This is a genomic window from Vibrio sp. 811, from assembly GCF_033339195.1.
In genome coordinates this window covers 202,559-217,283 of record NZ_JAWOUB010000002.1, presented here as the reverse complement: position 1 = coordinate 217,283, position 14,725 = coordinate 202,559, and the positions used below count along the sequence as shown (strand labels likewise).

Sequence of the window (14,725 nt, the reverse complement as noted above, 5' to 3'; positions counted from 1 at the left end):
ACTTTGAGTTCATTCTTAAGGGCTTTATTAATCAAATGCATTAATAGCCATAATATTTAAGCCAGCCTATAGGGCATATCATTCCATTAAACGTTTGAATGTTCTTATTCAAGCTAACGTCTTCCAATTTGTAACAGTGAACAACATTACTAGTCGAAGTAGATGCTGGTGTTGAATAGGTCACAGGTTTAGAAGCGTTTGCTTTATGTATTTCATGTGCTCGCTGCTGGTTTATCGCCACTTGATTCTTGTGATTGTTAACTTCTCGCAATCCAGATTCTAAGGGTAGGTGCCAATCCTTACATGTTGTTCCTAAACCATCATTCTGAGACTGATATTCTGATAACGCTACACGAGCTTCATTTACCGACTGATCGATATCGGACTGATCGACTAGCCAAGTAGAAAAAGAATAGTTAATGGCCTCTCGATAGTTTACCGATTGCTCTAAGCTATAAGCATCGGAATGAAAACAGGCCTCTACCACTGCCCATTGAGTCGATAGGTTTGATAATACGTTTTCAGGTATAGGCTGTAGCTGGCTTTGCGTAGACTGGCAACCGGTTAGAAGAAAAGGGACAGGGAGTAGTTTTAGAAAAAATTTTTGGTTCATTTTAATTTTAAAATTAGTGCAATCTTTTTCATTATCATAATACAGGACGATTGAAGAAAGTAGCATTTCTATCAGTAAGGGAATGTGGCTAACGCACTGATAAGGTGTGAGTAAAGCGATATCAAAGCCCTCAACACACCTTAACTACGAATACTACCGCATAACAAAGATGCTATGCGGTAACGGTAGTATTCAGGCTTGAACAGTTTGTCGCACGTTGCTCTCGCCTGACAGCACGGAAATTCTCTCAAAATCTCGACTCGGGAAGTCAGGATCTACGTACACAAACATACGACTTATCATTTTCCCTTCAAACTCAAATACACTACAAAAACGCCCTGTGGAAACTTTGTTGTCCGGCCAAGAGGTACCATCACTCATTACGCCGCCTTCCTGTCCTTCAACAATGACCTTGTTTCCAGCAGTCGTTATTTGAAAGCCGTCTATGTCGTGCCAGATACTAATCAACGAGCTACCAATCCTATTGCCAAACTCCACTAAGGCACTCTTTCCTTTCGCTTGCCCAAATTTAGGAAAGAAAAAATCAACATCCTCTGAGAATAGATCCAGATAGCTAGGATCACCGGCATCTATTTTCTCGAAATACTTAACTACTAGCCCAACTAAATCGTCTTTTCCATAATTATTTCACACCCATATTAGCTTTACGCACAACGCAGGGTTAAGTAGTAAGCGGAGCGACCACTCAACCTGAACGTTTGCATCTTAAACACCGAGTACATTTAAACTGAAATTGCCAAGAGTTGCGAATCTTATTGAAGTGCTTTGTTAGATGTAATCCGTTTAGCCTACGTATACTCCATTGAAGTACTCGACGCGTTCTAACGTCATTCTTAACTTACACTCTTCAATCTGGACACCTTGCCAGGGTGAGGGTGTGGAAGACAGGCCCGTAAATTCACATTCGGCGTCTCTGTATTTTAGCCAAGCTCTTTGGGCCTTTCGAAATGGCTCTACCAGTTCGGTCTGAGACCATGTTTCCCTTAGTGCTTTTTCTTCCTCACCTATTCTAGCGATTGCTTCCTTGTAACTTTCGTTAAGCTCTTTATCTGCAGATTCCATCTTCTTTTCTACACACTGATAACCAGCCATAACGCCACCGCCTTTTACTTTGCAGGGATCTTCAACATCAGCAGAAGCCAAGCAAGGTAAAGAAACCAACGCAAATATCATAAGTAATTTGTTCAAAATTGCCTCCAAGCTCCGAGTGCTTGTTAAACCGTTATCAGCTATTTTTCCTTTTTAATCATGCAGCTTTTTGTCTGTGCCTTCAAAGATAAAATAGAAGGTTAGTGATTCTAGTGCCTAAATAGAAGGTAAAAGAGATTGATACACGGGTTAAATGACGCCTTAATCTGAGTTACTTTTAGTGGGCGTTTTGTATCAATCTTTTCTGTGGAATCATTAGTTTGATGGCGTCTGAGGATGTTAATATGACTCCCATTGAATTTATTATCGCCCTGAAACACCTAGGTTGAATTAAGTGGTGACTATTCCCCTCCAATCATGAAGTTGGTTCAAAGGTAGGGCGATAAATGTTGCGATTCGTAATAAAAATTTATGCCAAGTGCAGTTCGCTATCGCGGCTTATATTGAGTTGGGCAATAACCTCTAATGATGTCTGAGTTTCGTAGCTTGTTGTGTTTTGTATTGCGCCCCGAAACCCTTTTACGCCACAATTTAAAGCTACTTGATTTGAGCCGGCTACGCATAAACTGAATCACGTCGGATTCATTCAAACCAAATTGAAATTCGATAGCCTCAAATGGGGTGCGGTCTTCCCATGCCATTTCTATTATTCTTGACTCAGTTTCCGAGGTCAGTTTCATTTCAAATAACCTATTTTAGAAAAGACATTGTTACGACGGAAATTGAGTCTTGGTTCAAATGTTCTTATATGCGTGCTTAGTGTTTAGCGACTTAACACCTACAAAAACTTCTCAATGAGGACTTCGTCTACGTATTTCCCACGAACTTTTGCATGCTTCTTCGCGGTCCCTACGATTTCGAAGCCTTGTTTGAGATAGGCTGATAACGCTCGCTCATTATCGCTGCGAACGTACGCAAATAGTTTTTCGTAACCCTTTTGTTTGGCTACTTCGAATGTCGATTTGAAAAGCTGTTTAGACACACCTTGGCCACGAACACCGTCACTAACAAACGTACCAATTATGCCAACATGGTCAAAAGCTTTTGTATATTGTGCAAAGGGCTCGATATTTTGGAAACCAATGACTTGTGAGCTATTTTCGGATAAAGCGACTGTAAACACGCCCCGTTCTGGGAAATGAGTAATGAACTCTTTTTCTTCTTCAGGTGTGAAAGGCGTATCTAATACAGTGTATAAACCTTCAATAATGATGGGATTGAGGACGTTTGTAATGCCTTCAGCATCACCTAAAGTTACCTGACGTACAATTAAATTCATGCCACTTAGCTCCTATTAAAATTAGGGCTGTTTTGTACATGAGTTGGAGACTTGCAGCAACAAGTAACGTCATTAAGTCGTAAAGAATATACCTATTACACTTAAGCGGCGGTTAATAGTGCTGATTGTTACTTTAGTATTTCTGATATATCACTTTTTAAGTGACGGCTTAACTTCTACAGAATATTTCCACATCACGATCCCATTTTCTACAAGATCATAACTCGCGCTTTGACCCTCGGAGTTGAGTACAAATACCGGCATTTCCATCCTTGACGTAGCGCCATCTCGGTTGCATGACATGGTAGCTTCAAGCTGTATGCTATTTTTACTCGGTTCTGAAAGGGTTCCTAAGTACGTGCAGCCGTCGACAAAACTGGTTTTGCTTTTTCCTTTAGAGGATATTTTAAAAGTCGGAAAAATGAATGTTGATTGAGGCTCTGTTACTACCACATTGACTTGATAGTTCGTCGCTGAAAAAGCATTGAAATGAGCTCCAAGCATAAGTAAGAACAAGATTTTTGATTTCATAAACTCTTCTTTATTTCGATATTACTAGTTTGGTTACGGCGCTATTAACGTGACCACTTAATCTAAAACTTTACTGCGGAAGCATTAAAAAGGATACAAAGGTAGAGTAGTTGAATATGGTTAATCGGCCGTAAATAGTTTTATTAAGCGATTTTACATACCTAAAAGAGGTAAGTTCTTTCGCTTTTGATAGGTTAATGCTAATTCTAAACAGGTCTTGATTGAAGCTTCTGGCAAAGGTGCTGATAAAGATAGAATTATTGCTCGATTACCCTGAAACTCAAGTGAGTCACTATACAGTTCGCGGAATGTGTCGACGAGCTTAGTTTGGCAATTAAAGAACAGATAATAACGACTAGGCGTTTTCTGTTTCCAATCCATCCTTACCGGGCTACCTGTTTTCACACTGTAGCTTGGCTCTCCCCATTTTAGAGATTCTTCAACTTCCCCCAGTTTTAATTCAGAAGCGATAGTTAAGACGATATTTCGTAGCTCTTCTATCCGAATACGCACATGTTTTGGATACTCATCAAATCTTGCCTTCACTGCATGGTTCATTGGTATCTCCTATAAATAGCGCTGTTTTGGGGTGAAGCCCAAGCATACTTTGGCTATGTAGCAATTACGTCATAATGTTATTAATCAATAAATCTAGCACATAGCCAAAATACTAAGCGTAAGGGTTTCCCTCGGTTACGTTTAGGATGCTCTGGGTGAAAACATGATGATTGACATGCCAAGCATAGCGACAGAAACCCCCACTATGTCCCAGAGCGTTGGTCGAACGCCGTCGATACACCACAACCATAGAATTGCGACAAAAATATAGACACCACCGTAAGCGGCATAAACTCTGCCAGTTGCGGTAGGATGTAAAGATAGAAGCCAAGCAAACATAGCAAGGCATAGCGCTGCTGGTACCAAAAGCCAAACTGACTTATCTTCCTTTAACCAGAGATAAGGTAAGTAGCAGCCTAATATTTCTGCAATGGCGGTTATAAAGAAAAGCCCAATGGTTTTGACTTCAGTCACTTAAACATTCCTATCTTTCTCTACAAATATATGATGCTTGTTAAATGGGCAATTGTTCGACTCATTACATTTCGCCCAGCTTAATCTTGGATTGAGCCTCACTCACGGTTTGTTTACCGAATAACAAATCCATCATCGAAATGATTCGTTTGTTGTCTTTACCCCATTTATCTGGATTCGCGCTGTTTGGTGCTTTAAATTCAACTTGTCCTACTTTTTCGTTATTTTTGTAGGCTTTGATCTGAGCATCAGCGATAAATGTTCTAAAATCCCAGCTCCAGCGTGATACGTAAGTAAGTGTTAGCTCAGAGCTAACAGGAGGCGTGCCGTCGCTTACGACTGTGCATTTGTGGGCGGTATCCAAACACCAGTCTTGCATCGAATCTAAGAAAACATCTCGCGTGGCGTTGTCTTTTACGATGGTGATTTCCTTGCTCTGATTTTCTTTCGAGATTGTTTCTACCGTATACTTTGGTGCCGCACATGCGGCTAATAGAATAGGCAAGCTTAGAATGATGAGTTTTTTGTGCATCTTATGTCTCTTTTTTAAATTCATATATTCAAACAACTTCAAGATACTGAGTTCAACGAGAATAACTAACAAGCATGGCAACTATTATTAACAAAACCTTTAGAGTAAAAGGGTTTGTTTCGGGAGTATGCCAATGTCTCGAAGTAAATTATTAGTAAGAGATTGCTATAGCGTTATGTTAACTCTTGAACTTATGTCCGTATCAATGTCCAGAATTCTTCGCATTGAAGTTTTTGAAGTGCAATTCTAACGGAATTTTAAATTGCTGCATAATGCTCAATTAAGAGGATTAGGGGATCTTATCGTTAAACATAACGTGTAGTTCTGTAAATTCCCCCCTAAGACTAAGCTAAAAGGGCCTGATGTTTTAAAATAGCTTATTGTCTATTCTGTTGTGTAAGTTTTCAATGCTGTCTCATACTAGCCACTTAAAAGAGCGCTGTAAGAACTCGTCTGCATTATCAAGGACGATTTCGCCGTGAGCCATAACCAATATATTAGGTTTCCAAGACAGCAATTTATTTAAGTGTTTTCGAGCCTCTTGTTTGCTAAACATAAAACTTAGGCGCCAATCCAAAGGCATTTTTCCATTCGGAGCAAGAATACCGGCCCCTTTAGCCACAAACCGCTGCCAGTAGTTAAAGTCCTGGCCAGAAAAGTTCTCGACGAGGTCAGTAACAATTAAGGTCTTTGAAAGTCGATGATAAAACACACACTCTTCCATTAATGGAGAGCCAGAAAATAGTTCTTGTTCAATCTCAGAGTTCCAAGCATTACCACCTTGGTTAAGTGAAGCGTGAAAGTGTATATCACGGCACTTCTTAATGACTTCATCTGTGCCATAAACTTCTGCGCTAGGATAGGCAAATACCCATTCAGATAAGAACAAGTGGTGTAAATGATTAGGAGCGATTAAGTATTTCACTTGGCCTAGATTGTTGATTTGCTCTCTAATCGAATTTGATAACTTAATTGGACTATGAATCCAAAGGCCACCATCAGAAAGCCTAACAATAGTCATACGAGTGGTGTATGGGAGTCCTAAAAATTGGACAGGATCTCCATCAAATATCCATATCTCATGGGCTAACTTTTTCATGTCTCTCCAACCGTTAACACTGTATTAAGGCGGCATTTAAGTTACTCAAAAGCTGCCTTGCTGCACAATAAACGCTTCGCTAAGCGTAAACCAAAAATATTAGGTTTACCAAACCCTTATTGAGTGCAGCTGTACATCTTTGAGTATTTTTATACTGAACGAACGTAAAGTAGTTTTAAGAGGATCATTTGACTTGATAGAACAAAACCCCGCTATTTTTGAGCAGGGTTTTGCAATTAGATAAAGGGGCTAACCGATGATGAAGAAGAAAATCGCGGTTGCAACAATACCAATCAACGCATAAGGAAACTGTGTGGTTGCGTGTTGCATTGCTGTACAGCCCGAACCTTGTGCAGATAACACGGTTGAGTCACTAAAGAAACAAGAGTGGCTCCCTGCCGCTGATGCTGAAAGCAGCGCTGCAACGGTTAAGTGTAGAGGCACACCAAGCTGTTCGCCCAAAGGTAGAACAATTGGCATCGCTACTGCAAACGTTCCCCAAGACGATGCCGTTGCAAATACCAACGCGCCCGTAATCATAAAGATAATCGCCGGGAAGTAAGACGCTGACAGGTAAGGGCTGACGGTCTCAATGACATACTGCGTGACGCCCAATGAGTCGTTGACCGATTTCAACATGAAACCACCAATAACGGTCGCAAGCGGCAGTAGCATAACCTTAATGCCATCATAAACAGCTTCGAACATGTCGTTCATCGAGATCAGTTTTTGTGCGCCGTAAAAGCTAATAGTAAAGATTAGCGCGACGAAAACACCAGCAAGTAGATCGATACCAAAGTACCAACTTGCGGCAACGAGTACGATCATCGGCAACAAGAAGTTGACAAGGCCCATGGTTGGGTTGGTATGTGCAGATACATCGGGACCAAAGTCGACATCTGTTGCACCGTCTGGACGAACTTGACCATTCTTCGCACGCTTTTCTGCCTTTTTCATCGCACCTAGATCTGGGATCTTTTCCATTGCAACCAGCAAAACAATCACCAGCGTTACCCAGCCGTAAGCCATGTATGGAATAGCTTCAATGTATGCTTTGATACCATCTCCCGCTTCTGCTACTCCGTTTGCTTCTAGCAACGAACTGAAGAAAATTGCCCAAGTGGAAATCGGTACGAGGATACAGATAGGCGCGGCGGTTGAATCCACAAGATATGAGAGTTTTTCACGCGAGATTTGGTAGCCGTCTGTAACTTTTTTCATTGAGGAAGAAATTGCAATCGCATTCAAATAATCGTCGATAAAGATCAGAATACCTAACGCAAAGGTCATCAGCATCGATTGCTTACGGCTTTTTACTTTCGTGACCAACATGTCGGAGAAGCTTAAGATACTGCCGCCTTTCTCCAAAATAGCAATTAGGCCGCCCATCAAACCACAAACGAGGATGATCCAGGCAATGGTTTCATCCATCATTACACTCATGGAAATATCAACAATCTGTTCTACCGCTTCAGTTGGGTTAAGCAGAAGAACACCGGCAATAGCGCCGCTAAAGAGGGCTTCCACAGTTCGGTGTGTTGTCAGCGCAAAGACCAATACCAACGCCGTTGGTAAAAGGCTCATCCATCCGTAGGCTTCGCCTTCCTCATGGTTCAAACCGATTGTGGTAAAAAAGACAAACGTCGCAACCGAGATTAAAGAAACAATAATGTGTTGAGAGTTGATTTTAAGAGGCGCATCCAGCGCCTTGGTCTGCGTAGTCATAAAGTTCATTTCCTTTGTTTATGCCGAGTGCAACATCCAGTCGATTTCCAATGGAGTAATAGCTCGCTCAAATTCTGCGAGTTCACTCTGTTTGCAAGCTAGATACAAATCGATAAAGTCTCTTGAGATGTATTGAGCCAGCTCACTGTGCTCCAGTCGCTCTAGAGCTTCTGACATACGCAGAGGTAACTCAATTGCATCATCACTGAGAGTCGGTGGACATTGATCTTTGGTGTAGCTTTCACTCGCTAATACTGCGGAAAGTACTACTGCAGCGAGAATGTATGGGTTAACGTCAGCGCCTGCTATACGATGCTCTATACGGCGATTTTTGCTATCGCTGATAGGCACACGCAACGCAACACCGCGGTGGTTTTCTCCCCAATCGGCTTTGGTTGGGACGTAAGCGCCAGGAACAAAGCGACGGTAAGAGTTAACGTTAGGACAGATTAGAGCCATGGCATCGGATGTTTGTGACAGCATCGCTGCCATGGTTTGATAGAAGAAGGCGCTCGCTTGACCGTCTGATTGGCTAAAGTGGTTGTTACCATCTGTATCAACCAAGCTGAGATGAATGTGCATGCCATTACCCGCTTGCTCACTAAAAGGTTTCGCCATAAATGTGGCGTCAAATCCGTGCTGATGAGCGACCTGGCGAATCAAGCGTTTTGCGATGATGATTTCATCACATGCTCGAAGTACATCTTTAGAATGGTTGAAGTTGATTTCGAACTGCCCTGGTGCCGATTCAGATAGGGCTCCGGAAGTGTTTAAACCTTGTTCTAATGCAATTCGATTAAGGTCGGCCAAGAAATCAGCGTAGTCATCTAGTCCATCAAGGTCGTAAACCTCGGTATCTTTTTCTCGAGTTTTTTTCGTGGGGTTAATTGCCGTTAATGGTTCGCCATTTTCGCCGCGGGTTTTGTCTATTAAATAGAACTCCAGCTCGAGCGCGACACAAGGATATTGGTCTTTAGCATGCAGTGTTTGCAATATAGAAGCGAGAATGTTTCGGATGAACAGTGGGTTAGGGTGCTGCCCGGTTTCATCCATCATACTAAGCAGTAGCTGACCAACTTGTTCTTTTGCCGTCGGCATTAAGGTGCCGCTGATTGGATAGCAGAGGTTATCTGGTTCTCCGAGATCTTCTCCCAACCCGGCCGTTTCAACGACGTTACCTTTGGTATCTAGGGTGATGGTCGAAAGGGGGAGGGCAACACCTTTATTCAGTTTTTCTAGAGCATCTATCGGGATGCGTTTTCCTCTTGGGGTGGCATTTATATCGGTAAAGATGAGATCGATAAATTCAATATCGGGCCATTTTTGTTTAAAATTTTGTACTTCCTGTAGATACGATTCCATTTTCTTCTCCAAATAGCCTGACGAGTAGAAATTAGAAATAACCAAATTAACAAATAAATTACAGCACTCTGAACGAGTTGTTTGTTTTTCAGGTTATTTTTAATTTAAACATGCACTTACACTGTGCTTTTGATGTTTAACGGCTGGTTTTTATGTCTTTCTGTTAACTATTTTGTAACAGTTGGTTTTGTTTTGTTCAATATAATGAGCATAAATATTCAGTTTTGAAGCCTAAAAAGTGCGTCGGATCACGTTGTGACGATAATAATGGTCATCTGTGTTGATAATTTTGTACATGGTTTGTAGGGTTTGTGTTAAATAAATTGAACACGGACATATCATGGCAGATACACACAAACCCATCATTGGTGTGGTTAGCTGCGCTAAAGAGTTGGGTGGCTATCAGATACAAGCGGTCAACGACTTTTACCTTCGCGCCATAAAGGATTTTGGAGGACTACCGATTATGTTGGCTCCCGACATGTCGGGCGATGACGTAACCACCATCCTAGACATATGTGATGGTTTTCTTTTTCCTGGCAGCCACTCTAACGTTGCGCCACATCGATACAATGCAACGCACGAAGAGAGCTACAAAGATGAAGCTCGTGATGAGCTCTCATTCACGTTAATTCGTCATGCGGTTGACCAAAACATTCCGTGCCTTGGTATTTGCCGCGGCTTTCAAGAGATGAATGTCGCACTCGGTGGCTCGTTAAACCCAGCCGTTCATGACTCCGGCTTCAATGACCATCGTGAAGCGCCTGTTGAAGATTTCGAACAAAAATACGCGCCAGCACACGCTGTGCTAGTTCAAAAGCAGAGCTTATTTGAACAATGGCTGGTGCAAAATCATTGGGAAAACACCACCTTCTTTGAAGTGAACACACTACACAACCAAGGCGTCGATCAGCTTGCTCCTCTATTACAAGTAGAAGCTAAAGCCCCGGATGGCTTGGTAGAAGCATTTAGTCTTCCTAATCAAAAATTTTTCGTTGGCGTGCAGTGGCACCCAGAATGGGAAGCAAAAACCAATCATTTCTCTCAAATTTTGTTCAATGAATTTATGATGGCTACCTCTCGTTAAACGTTTGGAGCTGTATGAATGGACAATCAAGAGATTGGTAAAAATATTGTTCAGTTACGAAAAAAACATGGATTGTCACAAAGGGAACTAGCCGAGCGCGCTGGTATTACCCACAGTGCAATCTCATCCATTGAAAATGGCAAAGTGAGCCCGTCGGTCAGCTCACTACAAAAAATCGTTAATGTATTTTCTTTATCGTTATCAGAGTTTTTCACTTTTGAACAACCTTCGAACGATGAAGTGAAAGTAGTCATCAAGCCGTCAGATCTTGTGGAAATCGGAAGCGAGACGGTGTCCATGAAACTGGTAACGAATGGCGACAAAGATCAAGTCATCGGATTCTTGATCGAGGAATACGCACCTTATGGAACCACTGGTGCGGCAGAAATCAAACACGAAGGCGAAGAGATTGGCACCGTATTAGAGGGTGAAATCACTCTGGAATATAAAGGGCAATCTCATGTCATAACAGCGGGCGAGTCGTACATTATTGATACGACGAAGCCCCATCGATTTACAAATCACACAGACAAGGCTTGTCGAATGATAAGTGCGCATACGCCAACCACATTTTAGTGGGGGCTTGCCTTGTGTGATCACAAGGAGAGCGTATGAAAACCCAAGAGCAATGGATTGAACTAAAAAACAATCTAAACATCGAAAACAGGGCGTACATTAACGGTGAATACAGTGCCGCTTTAACAGGGCAAACCATCCCGGTAGTTAACCCAGCAACAGATGAGATATTCACCGAAATCGCCCGTTGCCAAAATGAAGATGTTGATCTCGCGGTTTCATACGCTCGCCAAGCATTTCAATCCGGTCAGTGGAGCGAGAGCAGCCCAGCTCATCGCAAAGCAGTGCTTAAACAGTTTGCTGACTTGATTGATCAAAACCAAGAAGAATTGGCTCTGCTAGAAACGCTTGATACCGGTAAGCCTATCTCTCACAGCTTCTCTACCGATATTCCTGGCGCGGCAAGTGCATTACGCTGGTACGCAGAAGCAATCGACAAAGTATACGGCGAAGTTGCCCCAACCGAAAAAGATGTACACGCTTTTATTTCTCATCAACCAATTGGTGTGGTTGCTGCGGTTGTACCGTGGAACTTCCCCCTTTGGCTTGCGTGCTGGAAGCTTGGTCCTGCTTTAGCCGCTGGTAACAGCGTGATTCTAAAACCGTCAGAAAAATCTTCTCTCACCGCGATATTTCTAGGTCAACTTGCTTCTCAAGCGGGCTTACCAACAGGCGTTTTCCAAGTCATTACGGGTTTTGGTCATGAAGCTGGCGACGCGCTGGCGAAACACCAAGACGTAGACTGCATCGCCTTCACAGGCTCGACGCGCATTGCAGGTCAACTGATGGTCAGATCGGGTGAGAGCAACCTAAAGCGCGTGTTTGCAGAAGCGGGCGGCAAGAACGCGAACATCGTGTTTGAAGATTGTGATGATTTAGACCGCGTAGCAGCAGAAACCGCCGCAGGGTGTTTCTACAACCAAGGTGAGGTGTGCGTCGCGGCAACCCGCCTGCTTGTTCACGAAAGCATCAAAGAGCAGTTTATAGAAAAAGTTATTCAAGCGTCGAAAGCGTTCACGCCAAAAGACCCAATGGACCCAAGTTCATCAATGGGTGCGCTCATCGACCAAGATCATAAATCAAAAGTATTGGAATACATCTCGTTAGGTGAATCAGAAGGTGCAAACGTACGTTGTGGCGGCGATGTCGATGGGCAGGGCGCATTTGTTTCCCCAACCATTTTAGACAACGTCGACAACAAGATGCGTGTCGCCCAAGAGGAAATTTTTGGTCCGGTGCTGTGTGTCATTCCATTCAAAGACGAAGCGCAAGCAATTGAGATCGCTAACGATTCGAAGTACGGCTTAGGTGCTGCACTTTGGAGTAGCAATATCAACCGCGTTCATCGCGTAGCAAAACGACTGCAAGCCGGCTCGGTTTGGGTCAACAACTATAACGAAGGTGACATGACGGTTCCATTTGGTGGATTCAAAATGAGCGGAAACGGTCGAGACAAGTCTCTCCACGCGATTGAAAAATTCACCGAAACCAAAACCACTTGGATTCGCCTCCATCCTTAAGCCTGCTGACGATTACGATAAATAAAGGAATAGTTCTATGAACAAGCATACGGATTCGTTCTACGCGCACTCTGTGCCAAACATGCCGGAATACCCACAGTTGCAAAACGACATCGAGTGCGATGTGTGTGTAGTCGGTGCGGGATTTTCTGGTCTTTCTTCTGCACTACACCTTGCAGAAAAAGGTTTTAAAGTCGTTGTGCTAGAAAGCGCAAAAGTGGGCTTTGGAGCAACTGGTCGTAACGGTGGCCAAATCGTTAACAGCTACAGCCGAGATGTTGACGTGATTGAAAGCCGTTACGACCAAAACCAAGCCAAAGCTCTGTGCGATATGATTTTTGAAGGCGGCGATATCATCCGTGGCCTGATCGACAAATACGACATCAACTGTGATTACAAGCAAGGCGGCTTGTTCACGGCACTGAACAGTAAACAACTCAAAGGGCTAGAAGAACATAAGAAGAACTGGGAGCGTTACGGCAACGACCAACTGACTCTGCTTGACGCAGGAGAGGTAGAACAAGCGGTAGGCACTAAAGTATACACTGGCGGCTTACTGGATATGCGCGGTGGTCACATTCACCCGCTTAAACTCGCGTTAGGTGAAGCCGCTGCGTTTATTTCTCTGGGTGGCCAAATCTTCGAACAGTCGGCGGTCGTGTCGATTGACAAAGGGATTAATCCAGTAGTCAAAACGGCGCAAGGTAGCGTGAAGAGCAAGTATGTGGTTTTGGCAGGTAACGCGTATCTTGGTGGGTTGGCTCCAAACATCAGCAACAAAGCGATTCCGTGTGGCACGCAAGTGGTGGCGACTCAACCTTTGAGTGATGAGCAGCTAAAACAAGTGCTGACTAGCGACTACTGCGTTGAAGACTGTAATTACTTACTTGACTACTTCCGCTTAACTGCCGACAAGCGTTTGTTGTTCGGAGGTGGCGTGGTTTACGGTGCACGTGACCCAGAAAACATTGAAGCATTGATCCGTCCGAAGATGGAAAAGGTCTTCCCACAATTGAAAGGCATTAAGATCGATTACACCTGGACGGGTAACTTCTTGCTGACTTACTCACGCATGCCGCAATTTGGCTCGTTTGCAGACAACATTTACTACCTCCAAGGCTACAGCGGTCACGGTGTAACGTGTACTCATCTAGCAGGCAAGTTGTTGGCAGAAGCATTGACCGGACACGCTGAACGTTTCGATGCGTTTGCTGCACTGAAACATTACTCCTTCCCAGGTGGCCGCCACTTCCAAATTCCGTTTACGGCAATGGGTGCGGCTTACTACAACCTACGTGACAAACTGGCGATTTAAGAGATAAGGAATATCCAATGAGCAAAGTGGTGAAATTTGCAGCCCTTCAACTGACGAAAAGCTGGGATCTGGAAGAAAATCTAGCTAAAGCCAAAAAGGCGATTCGTGAAGCAGCACAAAACGGTGCGAACGTGATTCTTCCTCAAGAGCTGTTCGCCGCGCCTTACTTCTGCAAAAAACAAGAAGCGAAGTATTTCGAGCTCGCAGAAGAGACGGCAAATAGCCACCTTATTCAGGAAATGAGCGCACTGGCGAAAGAACTCGGCGTGGTTATTCCTGTTAGCTACTTTGAAAAAGCGGGCAACACGTTTTTTAACTCGCTAGTGATGATAGATGCCGATGGCACGGTACTAGATAACTACCGCAAGTCACACATTCCTGACGGTCCGGGCTACAGTGAAAAGTACTACTTTAGCCCTGGCGATACCGGTTTCAAAGTGTGGCAAACCAAGTTCGGTAAGTTCGGTGCTGGCATTTGCTGGGATCAATGGTTCCCAGAGCTAGCACGCAGTTTGGCTCTACACGGGGCTGAAGCGATTTTCTACCCAACTGCAATCGGTTCTGAGCCTCAAGATCCAACACTGGACTCGCGTGATCACTGGCAACGTACAATGCAAGGTCACTCGGCAGCAAACCTCGTTCCAGTGATTGCGTCAAACCGAGTCGGCACTGAAGTCGATGATGGTATCGAGACCACGTTCTACGGCTCATCTTTTATCACTGACCACACCGGTGCAAAAATTGCCGAAGCACCACGTGAAGGTGAAACCATCATTTACGCAGAAATCGATCTCGCTGCGACAGCGAAAGCGCGTCACGCATGGGGCTTGTTCCGCGACCGTCGTCCAGACCTTTACACCAGCGTTGGTAAACTAGCTGTTTAA

The 14,725-nt window shown here is 43.7% G+C and carries 16 protein-coding genes and 1 pseudogene; 5 read left to right on the top strand and 12 right to left on the bottom strand.

The window, feature by feature from the left end:
* Positions 1–40 precede the first annotated feature (40 nt).
* From R7Q46_RS04715 to R7Q46_RS04660, 12 genes and pseudogenes are all read right to left on the bottom strand, one after another.
* On the bottom strand, positions 41–679 hold the full coding sequence (locus R7Q46_RS04715; protein WP_054865570.1) for a hypothetical protein: 639 nt from the start codon (positions 677–679) through the stop codon (positions 41–43).
* A 126-nt stretch (positions 680–805) separates the two neighbouring features.
* Positions 806–1,216: pseudogene (locus R7Q46_RS04710) on the bottom strand (nuclear transport factor 2 family protein); the annotation flags it as partial.
* 201 nt (positions 1,217–1,417) lie between these two features.
* Positions 1,418–1,807: a lysozyme inhibitor LprI family protein gene (locus tag R7Q46_RS04705; protein WP_054865629.1), complete on the bottom strand. Its 390-nt coding sequence runs from the start codon at positions 1,805–1,807 to the stop codon at positions 1,418–1,420.
* Between the two features lie 404 nt (positions 1,808–2,211).
* Positions 2,212–2,463 carry a TIGR03643 family protein gene (locus R7Q46_RS04700; protein WP_005377824.1) on the bottom strand — a complete coding sequence of 84 codons (252 nt, stop codon included), beginning with the start codon at positions 2,461–2,463 and terminating at the stop codon, positions 2,212–2,214.
* 98 nt (positions 2,464–2,561) lie between these two features.
* Complete coding sequence (locus tag R7Q46_RS04695; RefSeq protein WP_025766738.1) at positions 2,562–3,062, bottom strand: GNAT family N-acetyltransferase; 501 nt, start codon at positions 3,060–3,062, stop codon at positions 2,562–2,564.
* 150 nt (positions 3,063–3,212) lie between these two features.
* Entirely contained in the window at positions 3,213–3,593 is a 381-nt protein-coding gene (locus R7Q46_RS04690; protein ID WP_258657713.1) for a hypothetical protein, read from the bottom strand.
* Between the two features lie 153 nt (positions 3,594–3,746).
* On the bottom strand, positions 3,747–4,151 hold the full coding sequence (locus R7Q46_RS04685) for a DUF1801 domain-containing protein (protein WP_017633973.1): 405 nt from the start codon (positions 4,149–4,151) through the stop codon (positions 3,747–3,749).
* Between the two features lie 141 nt (positions 4,152–4,292).
* Positions 4,293–4,625: a YnfA family protein gene (locus R7Q46_RS04680; protein ID WP_005377819.1), complete on the bottom strand. Its 333-nt coding sequence runs from the start codon at positions 4,623–4,625 to the stop codon at positions 4,293–4,295.
* A gap of 64 nt (positions 4,626–4,689) precedes the next feature.
* Positions 4,690–5,157, bottom strand: coding sequence for an Sbal_3080 family lipoprotein (locus tag R7Q46_RS04675; protein ID WP_005385757.1), 468 nt, complete (start codon positions 5,155–5,157; stop codon positions 4,690–4,692).
* Positions 5,158–5,572: 415 nt separating this feature from the next.
* The gene (locus tag R7Q46_RS04670; RefSeq protein ID WP_149191835.1) at positions 5,573–6,256 is read right to left on the bottom strand and encodes a DUF4336 domain-containing protein; all 684 of its coding nucleotides are present in this window, start codon (positions 6,254–6,256) and stop codon (positions 5,573–5,575) included.
* A gap of 249 nt (positions 6,257–6,505) precedes the next feature.
* Complete coding sequence (locus tag R7Q46_RS04665; RefSeq protein WP_005377816.1) at positions 6,506–7,981, bottom strand: Na+/H+ antiporter NhaC family protein; 1,476 nt, start codon at positions 7,979–7,981, stop codon at positions 6,506–6,508.
* Positions 7,982–7,999: 18 nt separating this feature from the next.
* Positions 8,000–9,343 carry a glutamine synthetase family protein gene (locus R7Q46_RS04660; protein ID WP_005377815.1) on the bottom strand — a complete coding sequence of 448 codons (1,344 nt, stop codon included), beginning with the start codon at positions 9,341–9,343 and terminating at the stop codon, positions 8,000–8,002.
* A gap of 340 nt (positions 9,344–9,683) precedes the next feature.
* On the opposite strand from R7Q46_RS04660, the gene R7Q46_RS04655 reads away from it, so the two are divergent.
* The 5 genes from R7Q46_RS04655 to aguB are packed head-to-tail and all read left to right on the top strand — an operon-like array spanning position 9,684 to position 14,725.
* The gene (locus R7Q46_RS04655) at positions 9,684–10,430 is read left to right on the top strand and encodes a gamma-glutamyl-gamma-aminobutyrate hydrolase family protein (RefSeq protein WP_005377814.1); all 747 of its coding nucleotides are present in this window, start codon (positions 9,684–9,686) and stop codon (positions 10,428–10,430) included.
* An 18-nt stretch (positions 10,431–10,448) separates the two neighbouring features.
* Positions 10,449–11,006 carry an HTH-type transcriptional regulator PuuR gene (gene puuR, locus R7Q46_RS04650; RefSeq protein ID WP_005377813.1) on the top strand — a complete coding sequence of 186 codons (558 nt, stop codon included), beginning with the start codon at positions 10,449–10,451 and terminating at the stop codon, positions 11,004–11,006.
* 35 nt (positions 11,007–11,041) lie between these two features.
* Positions 11,042–12,526, top strand: coding sequence for an aldehyde dehydrogenase (locus R7Q46_RS04645; RefSeq protein ID WP_086046701.1), 1,485 nt, complete (start codon positions 11,042–11,044; stop codon positions 12,524–12,526).
* Between the two features lie 37 nt (positions 12,527–12,563).
* Positions 12,564–13,841 carry an NAD(P)/FAD-dependent oxidoreductase gene (locus tag R7Q46_RS04640; protein ID WP_054574096.1) on the top strand — a complete coding sequence of 426 codons (1,278 nt, stop codon included), beginning with the start codon at positions 12,564–12,566 and terminating at the stop codon, positions 13,839–13,841.
* Between the two features lie 17 nt (positions 13,842–13,858).
* Positions 13,859–14,725 carry an N-carbamoylputrescine amidase gene (aguB, locus tag R7Q46_RS04635; protein WP_005485617.1) on the top strand — a complete coding sequence of 289 codons (867 nt, stop codon included), beginning with the start codon at positions 13,859–13,861 and terminating at the stop codon, positions 14,723–14,725.

What these genes read in the sequence shown, in the direction of transcription:
- R7Q46_RS04715 (WP_054865570.1), bottom strand. Translation starts at nt 679, where the DNA reads ATGCTACTTTCTTCAATCGTCCTGTATTATGATAATGAAAAAGATTGC.
- R7Q46_RS04705 (WP_054865629.1), bottom strand. Translation starts at nt 1,807, where the DNA reads ATGATATTTGCGTTGGTTTCTTTACCTTGCTTGGCTTCTGCTGATGTT.
- R7Q46_RS04700 (WP_005377824.1), bottom strand. Translation starts at nt 2,463, where the DNA reads ATGAAACTGACCTCGGAAACTGAGTCAAGAATAATAGAAATGGCATGG.
- R7Q46_RS04695 (WP_025766738.1), bottom strand. Translation starts at nt 3,062, where the DNA reads ATGAATTTAATTGTACGTCAGGTAACTTTAGGTGATGCTGAAGGCATT.
- R7Q46_RS04690 (WP_258657713.1), bottom strand. Translation starts at nt 3,593, where the DNA reads ATGAAATCAAAAATCTTGTTCTTACTTATGCTTGGAGCTCATTTCAAT.
- R7Q46_RS04685 (WP_017633973.1), bottom strand. Translation starts at nt 4,151, where the DNA reads ATGAACCATGCAGTGAAGGCAAGATTTGATGAGTATCCAAAACATGTG.
- R7Q46_RS04675 (WP_005385757.1), bottom strand. Translation starts at nt 5,157, where the DNA reads ATGCACAAAAAACTCATCATTCTAAGCTTGCCTATTCTATTAGCCGCA.
- R7Q46_RS04670 (WP_149191835.1), bottom strand. Translation starts at nt 6,256, where the DNA reads ATGAAAAAGTTAGCCCATGAGATATGGATATTTGATGGAGATCCTGTC.
- R7Q46_RS04665 (WP_005377816.1), bottom strand. Translation starts at nt 7,981, where the DNA reads ATGACTACGCAGACCAAGGCGCTGGATGCGCCTCTTAAAATCAACTCT.
- R7Q46_RS04660 (WP_005377815.1), bottom strand. Translation starts at nt 9,343, where the DNA reads ATGGAATCGTATCTACAGGAAGTACAAAATTTTAAACAAAAATGGCCC.
- R7Q46_RS04655 (WP_005377814.1), top strand. Translation starts at nt 9,684, where the DNA reads ATGGCAGATACACACAAACCCATCATTGGTGTGGTTAGCTGCGCTAAA.
- puuR (WP_005377813.1), top strand. Translation starts at nt 10,449, where the DNA reads ATGGACAATCAAGAGATTGGTAAAAATATTGTTCAGTTACGAAAAAAA.
- R7Q46_RS04645 (WP_086046701.1), top strand. Translation starts at nt 11,042, where the DNA reads ATGAAAACCCAAGAGCAATGGATTGAACTAAAAAACAATCTAAACATC.
- R7Q46_RS04640 (WP_054574096.1), top strand. Translation starts at nt 12,564, where the DNA reads ATGAACAAGCATACGGATTCGTTCTACGCGCACTCTGTGCCAAACATG.
- aguB (WP_005485617.1), top strand. Translation starts at nt 13,859, where the DNA reads ATGAGCAAAGTGGTGAAATTTGCAGCCCTTCAACTGACGAAAAGCTGG.